At 58.6% G+C, this 15,403-nt stretch carries 15 protein-coding genes; 3 read left to right on the top strand and 12 right to left on the bottom strand.

The annotated features are described in order from the left end of the window. Positions 1-31 precede the first annotated feature (31 nt). The 4 genes from DU29_RS0115620 to DU29_RS0115605 form a co-directional block, all read right to left on the bottom strand. On the bottom strand, positions 32-985 hold the full coding sequence (locus DU29_RS0115620) for a hypothetical protein (RefSeq protein ID WP_028622503.1): 954 nt from the start codon (positions 983-985) through the stop codon (positions 32-34). A gap of 17 nt (positions 986-1,002) precedes the next feature. Next, the gene (locus tag DU29_RS0115615; RefSeq protein WP_028622502.1) at positions 1,003-2,718 is read right to left on the bottom strand and encodes a proline--tRNA ligase; all 1,716 of its coding nucleotides are present in this window, start codon (positions 2,716-2,718) and stop codon (positions 1,003-1,005) included. 142 nt (positions 2,719-2,860) lie between these two features. Beyond that, complete coding sequence (locus DU29_RS0115610; protein ID WP_028622501.1) at positions 2,861-4,420, bottom strand: AmpG family muropeptide MFS transporter; 1,560 nt, start codon at positions 4,418-4,420, stop codon at positions 2,861-2,863. Between the two features lie 43 nt (positions 4,421-4,463). Continuing rightward, entirely contained in the window at positions 4,464-4,817 is a 354-nt protein-coding gene (locus tag DU29_RS0115605) for an MGMT family protein (protein WP_028622500.1), read from the bottom strand. Positions 4,818-4,978: 161 nt separating this feature from the next. Between DU29_RS0115605 and DU29_RS0115600 the strand changes: the two genes are divergently transcribed. Then, positions 4,979-5,986: a DUF481 domain-containing protein gene (locus DU29_RS0115600; RefSeq protein ID WP_028622499.1), complete on the top strand. Its 1,008-nt coding sequence runs from the start codon at positions 4,979-4,981 to the stop codon at positions 5,984-5,986. A gap of 119 nt (positions 5,987-6,105) precedes the next feature. On the opposite strand, the gene DU29_RS0115595 is transcribed toward DU29_RS0115600, so the two are convergent. Then, on the bottom strand, positions 6,106-6,315 hold the full coding sequence (locus DU29_RS0115595; RefSeq protein ID WP_002554837.1) for a cold-shock protein: 210 nt from the start codon (positions 6,313-6,315) through the stop codon (positions 6,106-6,108). A 355-nt stretch (positions 6,316-6,670) separates the two neighbouring features. On the opposite strand from DU29_RS0115595, the gene dcd reads away from it, so the two are divergent. Both dcd and DU29_RS1000000131570 read left to right on the top strand, forming a co-directional pair. Then, positions 6,671-7,237: a dCTP deaminase gene (dcd, locus tag DU29_RS0115590; protein WP_028622498.1), complete on the top strand. Its 567-nt coding sequence runs from the start codon at positions 6,671-6,673 to the stop codon at positions 7,235-7,237. A gap of 106 nt (positions 7,238-7,343) precedes the next feature. Beyond that, a complete protein-coding gene (locus tag DU29_RS1000000131570; protein ID WP_081832498.1) occupies positions 7,344-7,553 on the top strand; it encodes a hypothetical protein in 210 nt (69 codons plus the stop codon). Between the two features lie 142 nt (positions 7,554-7,695). Here DU29_RS1000000131570 and pdeM read toward each other — a convergent pair whose 3' ends face one another. From pdeM to DU29_RS0115555, 7 genes are all read right to left on the bottom strand, one after another. Then, complete coding sequence (gene pdeM, locus DU29_RS0115585; protein WP_028622497.1) at positions 7,696-8,352, bottom strand: ligase-associated DNA damage response endonuclease PdeM; 657 nt, start codon at positions 8,350-8,352, stop codon at positions 7,696-7,698. Further along, the gene (locus tag DU29_RS0115580; RefSeq protein ID WP_028622496.1) at positions 8,352-10,838 is read right to left on the bottom strand and encodes a ligase-associated DNA damage response DEXH box helicase; all 2,487 of its coding nucleotides are present in this window, start codon (positions 10,836-10,838) and stop codon (positions 8,352-8,354) included. Before DU29_RS0115580 ends, pdeM begins: the two co-directional genes overlap by 1 nt. A 170-nt stretch (positions 10,839-11,008) precedes the next feature. Continuing rightward, on the bottom strand, positions 11,009-11,773 hold the full coding sequence (locus DU29_RS0115575; RefSeq protein ID WP_028622495.1) for an ABC transporter ATP-binding protein: 765 nt from the start codon (positions 11,771-11,773) through the stop codon (positions 11,009-11,011). 13 nt (positions 11,774-11,786) lie between these two features. Next, on the bottom strand, positions 11,787-12,905 hold the full coding sequence (locus DU29_RS0115570) for a succinylglutamate desuccinylase/aspartoacylase family protein (RefSeq protein ID WP_028622494.1): 1,119 nt from the start codon (positions 12,903-12,905) through the stop codon (positions 11,787-11,789). Between the two features lie 24 nt (positions 12,906-12,929). Continuing rightward, positions 12,930-13,640: an ABC transporter permease gene (locus DU29_RS0115565; protein ID WP_028622493.1), complete on the bottom strand. Its 711-nt coding sequence runs from the start codon at positions 13,638-13,640 to the stop codon at positions 12,930-12,932. Further along, positions 13,637-14,365, bottom strand: a complete 729-nt coding sequence (locus DU29_RS0115560) for an ABC transporter permease (RefSeq protein WP_028622492.1) — start codon at positions 14,363-14,365, stop codon at positions 13,637-13,639. The genes DU29_RS0115565 and DU29_RS0115560 overlap by 4 nt, the downstream gene beginning before the upstream one ends. A gap of 58 nt (positions 14,366-14,423) precedes the next feature. Beyond that, positions 14,424-15,206, bottom strand: a complete 783-nt coding sequence (locus DU29_RS0115555; protein ID WP_028622491.1) for a transporter substrate-binding domain-containing protein — start codon at positions 15,204-15,206, stop codon at positions 14,424-14,426. Positions 15,207-15,403: the final 197 nt, after the last annotated feature.

The raw sequence follows: 15,403 nt of genomic DNA, 5'->3' as shown, positions 1-15,403 counted from the left end.
AGTTGCCGCAGGCTGCGATCTTTTACAAATGTTAATTCGGACCCGGATCCGCGACCAATCGTCCAGCATCTTTGGTCAATGACTTCAGAAACTCGGTCTGCAACTCAGGATCATTGCGGGTCAGCTCGATGAGGCTCTGCTCCAGCTCGCTGGCTTCTTCCTCCAGGCCCAACTCCGACAGACGCTTGACCCGGTGTACCCACTGGCTCACTTCGTCATCTTCAAGATCGTCGTAAATCAGCCCGTGCGCCTCCACCAATTTGCCGCGCAGCGTACTGCTCAATGCCAGAGTGGAGTCGGAATGCACATCGTCCTGACTGTCGGTGACGCTGATCTGCAGTTTACCCAAATGATTGAGATCATGTTCGGCAAACGGGGTGTCCAGCAGATTGATGCGCAGGACGCCATTCTTGTCCGTGGTCAGCTCGAACGTTTCCTTGCCGGCTTTGACCTCAACCGGGCGCTCGCTCCATGGCAGGCTCGAGTACTCAGTGCGCGTTTCGAGCTGCATTTCGTCGATGCCAGCCAGGTTCTGCTGCGCGCGGCCGTTGGACTGCGCGTTCATGAACGGGTTGAGCCCGGCGAAACCGTAACTGAACCATTCGCGGGTCACGCTATCCGGAAGGTTGCCGAGGGCGAACACGTTGACCACGTTGGCGCCAACGCCACCCAGCACCGCCACTGCGCCCAGCGGGATCTCGTAGACTTCACGCCAGGGTTGGTACGGGGTGTAACGGTCGTAGTGGCGAGTGACTTCGAACTCGGTGACCTCGAACGTTTTCTGCTCGTGGATTTTGACCCGACGTTGCGGCAGCTCAAGCACCTTGGGCTCGCCGACGTCAATCTGCAGGCTGTGGTTGAGCAATTTTCGCTCGACGCGTGCCTCGTGCTCGCTGCGTTGCGACATCTGATTGGCGCAGCCGCTGACCAGCAGGGTGCCGCACAATGCGGCACCACCGAGGCCTAAGGTGTTTCGCTTGAACATGACGTCTCTATCTGGTGTCAGCGGCGGATACGGGCCTGGAGGAAGGGCAGCACGTCGGCAACCGGCAGCGCTTGCGCTTCAGGTTCGGTGCGGCTCTTGTATTCCAGGTTGCCTTCGGCGAGGCCGCGGTCACTGACCACGATCCGGTGAGGGATGCCGATCAGTTCCATGTCGGCGAACTTGATGCCCGGGCTGGTTTTCTTGTCGCGATCGTCCAGCAGCACTTCGAAGCCGGCGGCAGTCAATTCTGCGTAGAGCTTGTCGGTGGCTTCGCGAACCTGTTCGGTTTCGTAGCGCAGCGGCACCAATGCGATCTGGAACGGCGCCAGAGTGTCGCTCCAGATAATACCGTTGGCGTCGTTGTTCTGCTCGATGGCAGCAGCCACCACGCGGGAAACGCCGATGCCGTAGCAGCCCATTTGCAGGGTGACCGGCTTGCCGTTCTCGCCCAGCACTTCGCACTTCATCGCTTTGCTGTATTTGTTGCCCAGCTGGAACACGTGGCCGACTTCGATGCCACGTTTGATTTCCAGCGTGCCTTTGCCGTCCGGGCTCGGATCGCCAGCCACAACGTTACGCAGGTCGGCAACGGTAGGCACTGGCAGGTCGCGCTCCCAGTTGACGCCGAAGTAGTGCTTGTCGTCGATGTTGGCGCCGATGCCGAAGTCGCTCATCAACTCGACCGAGCGGTCGATGATGATCGGCAGGGGCAGGTTCAGCGGGCCCAGAGAGCCGGCGCCGGCACCGATGGCGTCGCGCAGTTCCGCTTCGGATGCCATGACCAGCGGGCTGGCGACGCCTGGCTGGTTGGCCGCCTTGATTTCGTTCAGCTCGTGGTCGCCACGAATGATCAGCGCAATCAGCTTGCCTGCTTCTTCAGCGTGAACCACGAGGGTCTTGATGGTTTTTTCGATCGGCAGGTTGAAGCCTTCAACCAGTTGCGCGATGGTCTTGGCATTCGGCGTGTCGACCAGTCGCAGTTCCTCGGCCGCAGCGGCGCGAGAAGTTTCGCGGGGCACGGCTTCGGCTTTTTCGATATTGGCGGCGTAGTCGGAACCGTTGCTGAAGACGATGTCGTCTTCGCCGGATTCAGCCAGCACGTGAAATTCGTGGGAGCCGGCGCCGCCAATCGAGCCGTTGTCGGCTTCGACCGGGCGGAAATTCAGGCCCAGACGCGTAAAGATGTTGCAGTACGCCTGGTGCATGCGGTCGTAGGTGATCTGCAACGAAGCCTGGTCCGCATGGAACGAGTAGGCGTCCTTCATGATGAATTCACGGCCGCGCATCAAACCGAAGCGTGGGCGGATTTCGTCACGGAATTTGGTCTGGATCTGATACAGGTTGATCGGCAGCTGTTTATAGCTGCTCAACTCGTTGCGCATCAGGTCGGTGATCACTTCTTCGTGGGTCGGGCCGGCGCAGAAATCGCGACCGTGACGATCCTTGAAGCGCAGCAACTCAGGGCCGTATTCTTCCCAGCGACCGGATTCCTGCCACAGCTCGGCCGGCTGGGTGCTCGGCATCAACACTTCGAGAGAACCGGCGGCGTTCATTTCTTCACGAACGATGGCTTCGACCTTGCGCATTACCCGCAAGCCCATCGGCAGCCAGGTGTACAGGCCCGAGGCGAGTTTGCGGATCATGCCGGCGCGCAGCATCAACTGATGGCTGATGACGACCGCGTCCGAAGGTGTTTCTTTCTGTGTGGCGAGCAAAAATTGACTGGTGCGCATGGTTGGCCGTTGTCGGTTGCTGATGACGAGAAATGACGGAGCATTGTACGGGCGAGATCTGCTGGCGTACAGGCGCGCGGTCGACGGTGTGGCGGCAGGGCGGGAATCTCCGCGCCCTTCGAATTCTTACTGATTCAAGTGTCTACGATTCTTCCACAACCTGGGTTGGCGTTGCTTCAGGCTTGGGCGTCAGGCGCTCGCGACGATTCTCCTGATACCAGTGCAGGGCGATCAGTACCAGCGTCGGAACTCCCAGCAGCGCAGTAATCAGGAAAAAATTGTGGTAACCGTATTTTTCCACCATGACCCCTGAATAGCCGCCGATCAGACGTGGCAGCAGGAGCATGATTGAGCTGAGCAGGGCGTATTGAGTCGCGGAGAACTTCAGGTTGGTCAGGCTCGACAGGTACGCGACGAAGGCCGACGTCGCCAGTCCGGAACTGAAGTTGTCGAGCGAAATGGTACCGATCAACATGTTCAGGTTGGCGCCCATGTCGGCGAGCATCAGGAACAGCAAATTGGTGCCGGCCGACGTGATACCGCCGATAAACAGGATCGGCAGAATACCGAAACGCACGATCAGCAGGCCGCCCATGCCCGCGCCCACCAGCGTCATGATCAGGCCGAAGATTTTGCTGACACTGGCGATCTGATCCTTGGTGAACCCCTGGTCGATGTAAAACACGTTGGCCATCACGCCCATGACCGTGTCCGACATCCGATAGGTAGCGATCAGCCCGAGCAGCAGCAGCGCTTGCCAGCGATAACGCAGGATGAAGTCATTGATCGGCGTGAGCACCGGCGCCAGGCCGCGGCGGCCGACCGCGGACAGGCACACGGCAGTCAGCGTGATGTAGAGAATCGCCCGCAGGAAGGCGCGGTCTTCGAGCAGCAGGTCCAGCAGGCTCATGTCGCCGAACAGCACGCTCGCAAAGTCGGTGTTGTAGAGCTGGGTAAACATGGCCGGTACGGAGACCAGCAATACGATCAGGACGAACACCGAGGCCAGTTGATGGACAAAGCTGTAGCGCCCGGCTTGCAGCTGCGTGCGCAGCGGCACCGGTGGTTCGCGCATGAAAAAAGAGGTCAGCAGCGCTGGGATCATTAATGCGCCGAACAGGATATAGGTGCCGGCCCATGCCGAATGCTTATAGTTGAAACCCGTGGAGCCAAAGCCTTCGGCGAAGAACAGCGCGCCGGCGGTGGCCAGCAGTGCGGCAATTCGGTAACCGGACATATAGCTGGCGGCGAGTGCGGCTTGTCGGCTGTCGTCGGCGATTTCCAGGCGATAGGCGTCAACTGCGATGTCTTGCGTTGCCGACGCGAAGGCAACGACCACAGCGATAGCGATCAGCCAGGAAAGATGTTTTTGCGGGTCGCAGAAACCCATCCCGATCAGGCCGAGTATCACCAGCGCCTGTGAAAGCACCAGCCAGGAACGTCGACGACCGAGCTTGCCCAGCAATGGCAGGCGCCATTGGTCAAGCAGTGGCGACCAGACCCATTTAAAGGCATAGGCCAGACCGATCAGGCTCGCATAGCCAATGGTTTCGCGAGCCACGCCGGCTTCACGCAGCCAGACCGAAAGTGTCGAGAACACCAGCATGTAGGGCAGGCCGGCAGCGAAACCGAGCAACAACAGCACAAGTGTCGAAGGGCTGGCATAGGCGGCGAGCGCGGCGCGCCAGGTTTTACGGGGCATGGGCTGAAGTCTGCCTCAAGGTTGCGGAAACAAAGCGCGCACTCTAACCGCTGTGCTCTACCGGGCGCCAGCCATGACGCTGAATATCAACACGATTATTCAGGATACTGACACCTTCGGAGCGCAATCTCGCCCGTTGTTCATCGCCTGAAGGGCTGCCCAGTGGCAGGCTGATCCGACCGCCGGCCCCGAGTACCCGGTGCCAGGGCAGCTTGCTGTCGCCGGGAAGCTGACTGAGTGTGCGACCAACCCAGCGAGCGGCGCGGCCCAATCCGGCAAGCTCGGCGAGTTGGCCATAACTCACGACTTTGCCTTCGGGCACCTGGGCCAAAGTGAGGTATAGCGCCGCGCGTCGGATTTGCGCGGCGCTTTCGTTTTCAGCGGTGGGATCGTTCACGGGCTGGGCCTTGGGTTATTCGCATTACCGTTTGTAGAGTAATCCCCAAATACGGGGATGAGAAAGGAACTCAATAGAATTAGTTGAGTCAGTGCATGCTAGGGTCTTATTCCTCCGGATAATTCCGACTTTTTTTCGCAATCTTGAGCCTGTATTTGCTTATGGTGTCCAGAACTCTGCTGTGCCTCGCTGTCCTCAGCGCTTCCACTCCTTTGCTCGCTGATACCGTCTGGTTGAAGAACGGTGACAAGTTGAGCGGCAAGATCACCTTGTTCGACGGCGGCAAACTCCTGATCCAGACCGAATACGCCGGCGCCGTGCCGATCGACTGGAAGCAGGTCAAAACGCTGGAGAGTGATCAGGAATTGCTGGTCAAGCAGGATGCCTACACCGGCGAGAAGGCCAAGTCGCTGCAAGCGGCAGACGATGGCAAGGTGACGCTGGAAAACGGCGATGCACCGAAGACTGTCGAGTTGGCGAGTATCCAGCAGATCCTCAAGCCCAAACCGGTGGTCGAAGACCTGGTGTGGAAGGGCAATGTCGACATGGCGCTGGATTATGAGCGAGCCGAGAAAGACACCGACGATTACGATATCGACTTCAAGACTTCTGCGCGTCATGGCAAATGGCGGCACACCGCGGAAGGCGAGTACAACCGCGAATTCCAGGATGACGTGGTTACCACTGATAACTGGCGCGGCGAATACTCGCTCGACCGCTTCCTGACCGAAAAATGGTTCTGGCAAGGTCGCGCCGTCTATAAGCGCGACAAGGTTGAAGACCTGGCCCGCCAGCGCACCGTCGGTACCGGTCCGGGTTACCAGTTCTGGGATGACGAGTTGGGCGCATTTTCTCTGGGCTCGCTGCTCAATCGCACGGATTACGAGTACGCGGACGGCGGCAAAGAGAACTTCTACTCCTTGGCCATGAAGTGGGACTACAACCGTTACCTGATTGGCAAGCAGGTTGAGTTCTTCACCAACGGCGAGGTGGGCAAGCCGCTGTCGGGCGTGGCGGATTACGCGCTGGATGCCGAGGTTGGCCTGCGCTACAAGGTCACCGAGTGGGCATCGCTTAACCTGAAGGCCGAGCGAGACGTCATCAGCGGCACCAATGATGCTGATCTGGAGAAGACCCGTTACACCGCAGGGTTTGGTGTGGCCTGGTAACATCGACAAAGATCAAGATCGTCCGTTTGGACGATCTTTTTTTTGTGCCTGGCAAAAACCTGCAGGCACAAAAAAGCCCCGCTTTTGAGGGCGGGGCCTTTTACTAAAGCAAGTACAAGTTAGATAACTTGAACTTCTTCAGCTTGCATGCCTTTCTGACCGCGGGTAGCGATGAAAGAGACCTGTTGGCCTTCTTTCAGGCTTTTGAAGCCGTCGGATTGGATAGCTTTGAAGTGAACGAACAGGTCGTCACCGGATTGTGGAGTGATGAAGCCGAAGCCTTTTTCATCGTTGAACCACTTAACGGTACCAGTTTGGCGATTAGACATGGTGTAACTCCTTGAACAAAGATAACTGCGACGCAGGAAGAACCCTGGCCGAGACTGAGTGCAAAGAGCATGAAAAATTCTTGTAGATGGTTGGATCGAAATTCAACATATCGTGTAGAGATTCTCTGTGACACAAGCAGTTCAGTGGCGCCACCTTAACCCTTTTTCCGGAGTGTGCCAATGCTTCTTGCGAAGGTTTCTCTGATTTCGTGACTGGCGGTGCTTCGTATTGGCGCCAAGTCCCGGAATTTACGGGGGATCGACGAGAATGCTGCCGCAGAACTTTGAACCGGCCGCGCGCCCCGGTAAGATGCCGGACAGATTTTTTCCACCTTCGCTATTCAGGACACCCGCCATGAGCATCAAATCGGACAAGTGGATTCGCCGCATGGCGCAAGAGCACGGCATGATCGAACCTTTCGTTGAACGCCAGGTGCGTGGCGAAGGCGCCGAGCGAGTGATTTCCTACGGTGTATCGAGCTACGGCTACGATGTGCGCTGCGCTGATGAATTCAAAGTGTTCACCAACATCAATTCGGCGACCGTCGATCCGAAGAACTTCGACGAAAAAAGCTTCGTCGACGTAAAGAGCGACGTCTGCATCATCCCGCCCAACTCGTTCGCTCTGGCGCGCACCGTGGAGTTTTTCCGCATCCCGCGCAACGTGCTGACCATCTGCCTGGGTAAAAGTACCTACGCGCGTTGCGGCATCATCGTCAACGTGACGCCGCTTGAACCGGAGTGGGAAGGCCACGTCACTCTGGAGTTCTCCAACACCACCACATTGCCGGCGAAGATCTATGCCAATGAAGGTGTCGCACAGATGCTGTTCTTTGAATCCGACGAAGAGTGCGAAGTCTCCTACAAGGACCGTGGCGGCAAGTATCAGGGTCAACGCGGCGTCACTTTGCCCCGCACTTGATCGGATCTTCTGACGGGGCTTGGGAATTCTTCTGCGCGGAAACACTCTATTGGGTGTACTGCCCGGTTAGCGCACAGCAAACCGGGCCAATGCTCAGGAGTGCTCTATGAAGATCGATCCGCGAATAAGTGCCGAACTGGCAAGGCTTGAGCCCAATCAGGTTGGCGTCATGGCCTGGTCCTTGTTGGCACATCCACCACTCAGCATGGCAGGGGGCATTCCCGGCCAGCCTGATCCTGATACCCCAAATGAACAACCGAGTGAACCGGGCGTACCTACCCTTCCGGACGAGCCACCACCGGCGCCGGTTGCCTGACAGATTTGTCATACCGCCGGTCGCATGATCGGCGGATTTCTGTAGGAGCAAGCTTGCTCGCGATTGCGTTGTATCAGTCACCAGGTTGCTGACCGATTTACCGCATTCGCGAGCAATCTTCGCTCCTACAGGATGCTGAACTTCAACTGACCGGCCATATCTCGTTATCCCCGATCACGAAAATCCTGCAGCTCTCATCCCGCTCGACCTGATATCCACCTGTAAACGCCCCAAACGCAGGCAGTAGGCTGATCTCCCCGCCAAACTTGAAACACGCCAATCGCAGACTCTGTCGCCCGCGTCCATGCAACCGGTAAACGGGATGCACGTGCCCAGCCAAAACGTGGCGACTTGGGTGCGGGTCAGGCTCGTGCTGCAGCGCGAACGGTCCCAACAGCAGCGGCTCCGGCACCACGCGAATGTTCAGGGAGGCGGGTGGGTCGCCGGCGCGTTTGTCATGGTTGCCGCGAATCAGCGTCATCGGCAGGTCACGATGCTGCTCTCGCCACTCGGCCAGAGCGGCCAGTGTGGCTTTCGCGTGAGATCCGGGGCCGTGCAGGAAGTCCCCGAGGAAAATCAGCTGGCGGCAGGGCAGAGTGCTCAGGAGCGTGTTCAGCACAGCAATATTGCTCGCAGTCGTGCCTTGAGGCACCGGTTGGCCAAGACTTCTATAAGCAGCGGCCTTGCCGAAATGCACGTCGGCGATCAGCAACGCCTCCTGCTCCGGCCAGTAGATGGCTTTTTCCGGGAGCAACCAAAGCTCTTCACCCGCCAGCTTTATTGGATACGGCGTGCTCATCAATCCTTCCCTGTTTCGGCAGTTTTCTCGAGATCGCTGACCATGCGCCTGATGCGGTCGGCGAGTTTTTCCGAACTCATGCTTTCGCGCATGCGCTCGACCAACAGCGGAAACCCCAAGGGGGTAGGACGCTTGATGAGGTGCAAGTCCATTTTCAACGTGTTGAGCCGCTCCAGTGTCTGCTCCAGGCGATGAATATCCAGTTCTTCTCGCAGGACTTCTTCCCCTGCCTGCGCCAGCAGAAGATTGCCTGCGTCGTACTGTTTGAACACCTGAAAAAACAACCCGCTCGACGCCTGAACCTGGCGCGTACTTTTCGGCGCGCCCGGGTAGCCGGCGAACACCAGCCCGGCGATGCGCGCAATTTCGCGAAAACGTCGTAAGGCAAGTTCGCCGGCGTTCAAGCTGGCGAGTACATCCCTCAACAGAAATTCGGGACTCAACAACTCTGCATTCAAATGTTCGGACCAATCGATGTACGTAGCGCTGAGCAATTCCAGACCGTAATCGTTGACCGCAATGGAAAACGTCACCGCCACGCGCTGACTCACCCGCCAGGCCAACAAACTCGCCAGGCCTAAATGCACCTGACGACCGGCGAAGGGGTAGAGAAACAAATGCCAGCCTTCGCGAGACTTCAGTGCCTCGGCCAGCAGGCTGTTTTCCGTCGGTAATCCTGACCACTGTTGTTGTACTTCAAGCAGGGGGCGCAGAGCGCGCATTTCCGGACCCATGAATTCGCCCCGCGCGGCTGCACCGAAGCGTACGACCACGGCATGGGCGAGCTCGTTGGATAAGGGCATGCGTCCGCCATTCCAGCGCGGCACGGCGGCTTTCTTCGCGGTGCTGCGTTTGACGTACGCCGTCATGTTTTCCACCCGCACCAATTCCAGCAAGCGACCGGCAAACAAAAAGCCGTCACCCGGTTTAAGTCGCGCGATAAACCCTTCCTCGACGCTGCCCAGCTGTTTACCGCCGCCACCCTTGCTCCAGAACTTCAAGTTGATACTTGCGTCGCTGACGATGGTGCCCACGCTCATGCGATGACGTCGGGCCAGTCGCGCATCAGGTACGCGCCAGACGCCGTGCTCGTCCGGCTCGACCCGGCGATAATCCGGATACGCTGTCAGCGAAAGCCCGCCGTGACGTACGAACGCCAGCGCCCAGAGCCAGTCCTCAGGCGTGAGATCACGGTAAGCCCAGGCGCCACGCACTTCTTCATACAAATCATCGGGCAAAAAACCACCGCCCAGGGCCATGCTGACCAAATGCTGAACCAACACGTCCAACGGTTTGTGCGGTGAGGCGCGCGGCTCGATGCGTCGTTGCGCGACGGCGTCTTGCGCGGCAACAGCTTCAATCAACTCCAGGCTGTGGGTCGGCACCAGCGTCACCCGCGATATCCGTCCCGGTGCGTGACCGGAACGCCCGGCCCTTTGCATCAACCGCGCCACGCCTTTGGCGGAGCCAATTTGCAGAACACGTTCCACCGGCAGGAAATCCACCCCAAGGTCCAGGCTCGAGGTGCACACAACGGCCTTGAGCTGACCGTCCTTGAGTGCGCGTTCGACCCAGTCGCGGGTCTCGCGCGAAAGCGACCCATGGTGCAAGGCAATGATGCCTGCCCAGTCCGGGCGAGCGTCGAGCAAGGCCTGATACCAGATCTCGGACTGCGCACGGGTGTTGGTGAACACCAGGCAGCTGGGGCTGGAGTCCACCTCGGCGACCACTTGCGGCAGCATCTTCAAACCGATATGCCCGGCCCAGGGAAAGCGCTCGGTTGCTGGCGGCAATAGTGTGTCGACACGAAGGTCTTTGCTCGACTTCCCCTGCACGCTGATCCCGCCACCCTGCGGGATCAGCACCTGTTCGGCGTGAGCCTGATTACCCAACGTCGCGGAAACACCCCAGACGATCAGTTCCGGGTTCCATCGACGTAAGCGCGCCAGCGCCAGCTGCAATTGCACGCCGCGTTTGTTGCCAAGCAATTCATGCCATTCATCGACCACCACCATGCGCAGGGTCGATAGCGCGGTGTGCGCGTCAGCGCGGGCGAGCATCAGGGTGAGGCTTTCGGGTGTGGTGATCAGTGTGGTGGGCGCGCGACGGCTTTGCCGGGCACGCTCACTGCTGCTGGTGTCGCCGGTGCGTACACCGACAGACCAGGGAATCTGCAGATCGAGCAGTGGCGCTTCGAGTGCGCGTGCAGTATCTGCGGCGAGGGCGCGCATGGGGGTTATCCACAGCACCGTCAGCGGTTCGGCGACCGCTTTGCGTTTGCGTGGTTTTTCCACGGGAGGAGTCAGGCGCGCGAAGCGATTGAGCGCTGCGAACCACACTGCATAGGTTTTACCGGCGCCGGTGCTGGCATGCAGCAAACCGGACTGACCGTTTTTGACAGCTGACCACACCTGTTTCTGAAAGGCGAAAGGCTGCCAGCCACGAGCGCTGAACCATTGTTTTGCGAAGTTGGGGGTTTTTCCCATGCCGGCCGTGTGCGCTCTGAAAGTGTTCTTTCAGTGACCACGGCGAGCCATGAAAGGTTTAAAGACTAATGCGATCCTGTAGGAGCCGGCTTGCTGGCGAAGCTGTGTCAGTCACCGACTATGTGTCTGAACCATCTTCGCCAGCAAGCCGGCTCCTACAGGTGTGGTATTTACTTAAGGTTGCCGCTGAGGAATTGCTGCAAGCGTTCGCTTTTCGGGTTGCCCAGCACGTCATCCGGCGCGCCTTCTTCTTCGACCAGTCCCTGGTGCAGAAACAGCACCTGACTCGACACCTTGCGTGCAAAGCTCATTTCGTGGGTGACCATGATCATCGTCCGGCCTTCTTCTGCCAGGCCCTGAATCACCTTCAGCACTTCGCCGACCAGCTCCGGATCAAGCGCCGAAGTCGGTTCGTCGAACAGCATGACTTCCGGTTCCATCGCCAGTGCGCGGGCGATCGCCACGCGCTGCTGCTGACCGCCGGACAGAAACGCCGGGTACTGATCCGCCACGCGAGACGCCAGGCCAACCTTGTCGAGATAGCGTCTGGCGCGGTCTTCAGCTTCTTTTTTGTCACAGCCCAGTACGCGGCGAGGGGCCATGGTGATGTTTTCCAGCACCGTCATGTGGCTCCATAAATTGAAGTGCTGGAACACCATTGCCAGGCGTGTGCGGATGCGCTGCAACTCGTCGGCATCAGCCACATGAATGCCGTGGCGATCCTTGACCATGCGGATGTCTTTGCCATCCAGGCTCATGGTGCCTTCGTTGGGTTGTTCGAGAAAATTGATGCAGCGCAGGAAGGTACTCTTGCCGGAACCGCTGGCGCCGATCAGGCTGATCACGTCGCCGGTGTTGGCCTTGAGCGAAACGCCTTTGAGCACATGGTGGTCGCCATAGCTCTTGTGCAGGCCTTCGATGGTCAGTTTGTACATGGGACGTGCATCCTCAAGGCGAAAGTAGGTAGCCGCTGCGATAGGCTTCGGTGCCCGCGACGTGGGCGATCACCATGCCGGCAGTGGCCATGCGCCGCAGCGAGCGGGCGTACATCAACCCGGCGGCGGTGCAATGAATGGGGGTGACGCGGTTCAGGATCGGGTCAATGATTTCCGCGATCAATTGCCCGGCCTGCAGGTACTCGCCGGGCTGCGCGGTGAACACCAGCAGGCCGCCCACGGGCGTAGCGACGGGTTCGACGGCGGCGAGCGGAGTCGCGGGGTAGGGCAGGTCCGGCAGCGGCCGCAGCTCGCCGGCGATGGCGCCAAAATGAATCAGGTAGTCGATCAGCGCCTGACAGTCGAGGCTGGCCAACGGGTGATTGACGTCCCCTTGCCCGCGCAATTCGACAGTCACCGAAAAGCTGCCCATTGGAATCTTGAACTGTTCGCCAAAACGTTCGCTCAGTTGCCACCACAGCAGGGTGAAGCACTCATCGAACGACTGGCCGCCGGAATCGGTCGCCAGCAGACTCGCCTCGGCGCGGATGTAGCGGGCCAGCGGTTCGACTTGAGGCCAGGCCTGCGGCGTGGTGTAGAGGTGCGCAACCGCTTCGAAATCGCAGTGCAAGTCCAGCACCACATCGGCGTCACAGGCCAATCGTTGCAGGATCAGTCGTTGGGATTGCAACTGAGTGCTGGCGGTCTGCCGCGCCAACGCATGGCGCAGGCTGGTGCGGATCAATTCGAGGTTGCGCTGCGCATCGTCGCCGAGCTGGCCTTCAATCTCATTGCCGACCTCTTCACTGAGGTCGACGAACCAGCGATTGAAGTTTTGCCCGCTCTCCAGATCGTAGCGACCCAGCGGTACGTCCATCAGCACTTGCTCGAGACCGACCGGGTTGGCGACCGGCACCAGTACGATTTCACTGCGCAGGCGGCCGGCAGCTTCCAGCTCCGTCAGGCGCTGTTTGAGGTGCCAGGCCACCAGCATGCCGGGCATTTCATCGGCGTGCAGAGACGCCTGGATGTAGATTTTGCCTTTTGCCGAGGTCGGGCGGAAGTGGAAGCTGTGGATCTGTCGTGCGGTCCCCGGCAGCGGGGCCAGCAAGTCATGAATCTGGTGGCGCATGTTTCTTTATTCCTGAAGCGGGTCTTAGTGGTTCGGCCCGAGAAAGGCCAGCCATCGGCGTTCGGCAAGGCGAAACAGGCCAACCAGCGCAAAGGTAATGGTCAGGTAGATCAGTGCGGCGATCCCGAACGACTGAAACGTCAAGAAGGTCGCCGAGTTGGCGTCCCGCGCGACTTTCAAGATGTCCGGTATGGTTGCAGTGAATGCCACGGTGGTCGAGTGCAGCATCAGGATCACTTCGTTGCTGTAATAAGGCAACGAGCGACGCAAGGCTGACGGCATGATCACGTAGGCATACAACTTCCAGCCTGTAAGACCGTAAGCCTTGGCCGCCTCGACTTCACCGTGGTTCATGTTGCGAATCGCCCCGGCGAAAATTTCCGTGGTATAGGCGCAGGTGTTGAGGGCGAAGGCGAGAATCGTGCAGTTCATCGCATCGCGAAAGAACGCATCCAGTATTGGCTGCTCACGCACGGCCGCCAGGCTGTAGATACCGGTGTAGCAGATCAGCAACTGTATATAGAGCGGCGTACCGCGAAACAGGTAGGTGTAGAACTGCACCGGCCAGCGGATGTAGAAGTGTGGCGATACGCGGGCGATGGACAACGGAATCGACACCACAAAACCGATCAGGATCGAGATGCTCAGCAGCCACATCGTCATGGCCAGGCCGGTGATGTTGTAGCCGTCGCTATAAAGGAAGGGTTTCCAGTATTCCTGCAGAAGTTCCATCATCGTACGGCCTCCCGGGAACCGGCGGCGTAACGGCGTTCGAGCCAGCGCAGGATCAAGTTGGAAGCACTGGTGATCAGCAGGTAGATCAACGCGGCCAGCACCAGGAAGTAAAACAGTTGATAGGTGCTTTTGCCCGCGTCCTGAGCGGCTTTGACCAGGTCGGCGAGGCCGATGATCGACACCAGCGCGGTGGCTTTGAGCATCACCATCCAGTTGTTACCAATGCCCGGCAGGGCAAAGCGCATCATCTGCGGAAACACGATGATCCAGAAGCGCTGGCCGCGCTTTAGGCCATAGGCGGTGGCCGCTTCGACCTGACCCCGTGGAACCGCAAGGATCGCGCCGCGGAAGGTTTCGGTGAAGTACGCGCCATAGATGAAGCCCAGGGTCAGCACGCCGGCACTGAACGGGTTGATCTCGATGTATTCCCATTCCATGAAGTCGGTGAAGGTGGTCAACCAGGTTTGCAGGCTGTAGAAAATCAGCAGCATCAGCACCAGGTCCGGTACGCCGCGGATCAACGTGGTGTAGAGCTGTGCCGGCAAACGCACGAGTTTGACTTTGGACAGTTTGGCACTGGCGCCCAGCAGGCCGAGCATCACGGCCACCAGCAGCGACAACGCCGATAATTTGATGGTCATCCAGGTGCCTTGCATCAGCAACGGGCCGAAGCCCTGCAGGCTGAAAGCGGAGAGCCCCAGATTTTCCAGGAGGTTTTCGAACATGGAAACAGCAACCTGATCAGGAGAAAAAAGCGCCCATCGGGAGATGGGCGCCGGGGCATTATTTGCCGCTGTAGAGATTCAGATCGCCGAAGTGTTTCTTCTGGATGGTGGCGTAGGTGCCATCATCATGTAACGCTTTGATACCTTTATCCAAAAGCGCTTTCAGCTCGGTGTTACCTTTACGGATGCCGATCGCGGTTTTCGAGGGCAGCAATTCGCTGTCGACCGGTTGGCTGACTTCATAGCCTTCACCTTTTGGCGACTTCAAAAAGCCCAGTTCGGCTTGCAGCATGTCCTGGATGGCGCCGTCGAGACGACCCGAAGTCAGGTCTGAATACACCTGATCCTGGTTCTGGTAGGCCTGGGTTTTCACCCCGGCCTTGTCCAGAACAGCCTTGGCGTAAGCTTCCTGAATGGTGCCTTGCTCGTAGCCGACGGTTTTGCCTTTCAGCGAAGCGGGGTCTGCGCTCAGGCCAGAACCCTTCTTGAACACGTAAGCGGTAGGGCCGGAGAACAACTCGTTGGAGAAGTCGATGACTTTTTCGCGGGCCGGGGTGACGGTCATCGAGGAGATCACGCCGTCGAATTTGTTGGCCTTGAGGCCGGGAATCATGCCGTCGAAATCGCTTTCAACCCATTTGCATTTGACCTTCAGTTCGGCGCAGATCGCGTTCCCCAGATCGATGTCGAAACCTACCAGATTGCCGTCAGCCGCTTTCGACTCGAATGGCGCGTAGGACGGGTCAACACCAAAACGCAATTCCTTGTATTCCTTGGCCAGCGCGGAGCCGGCGGCCACGCACAATGCCAGTGCAGAAAGGGTCAGCAATGCTTTTTTCATTATTTAATCCCTAAGAACCAATATGAGCGCTTGTGGCGCAGAATTATTGTTACTGCAAAGCGTAAGACCCGTTGGAGGTAGCAATTTCCGAACCACAGTCCCGAACAAGTGTTTTAAAAGGTGATTCAAGAAGTGGCAAGGAGAAAATGGTGCGTGGGAAACATTGCGAGGAAAATGCTGCACCAAATGAGTTCAAG

It is taken from the genome of Pseudomonas sp. Ant30-3, from assembly GCF_000690905.1.
Classification (GTDB): Bacteria; Pseudomonadota; Gammaproteobacteria; order Pseudomonadales; family Pseudomonadaceae; genus Aquipseudomonas.
Note: the sequence above shows the minus strand (reverse complement) of the source record. Positions and strands in the feature narration are given on the sequence as shown.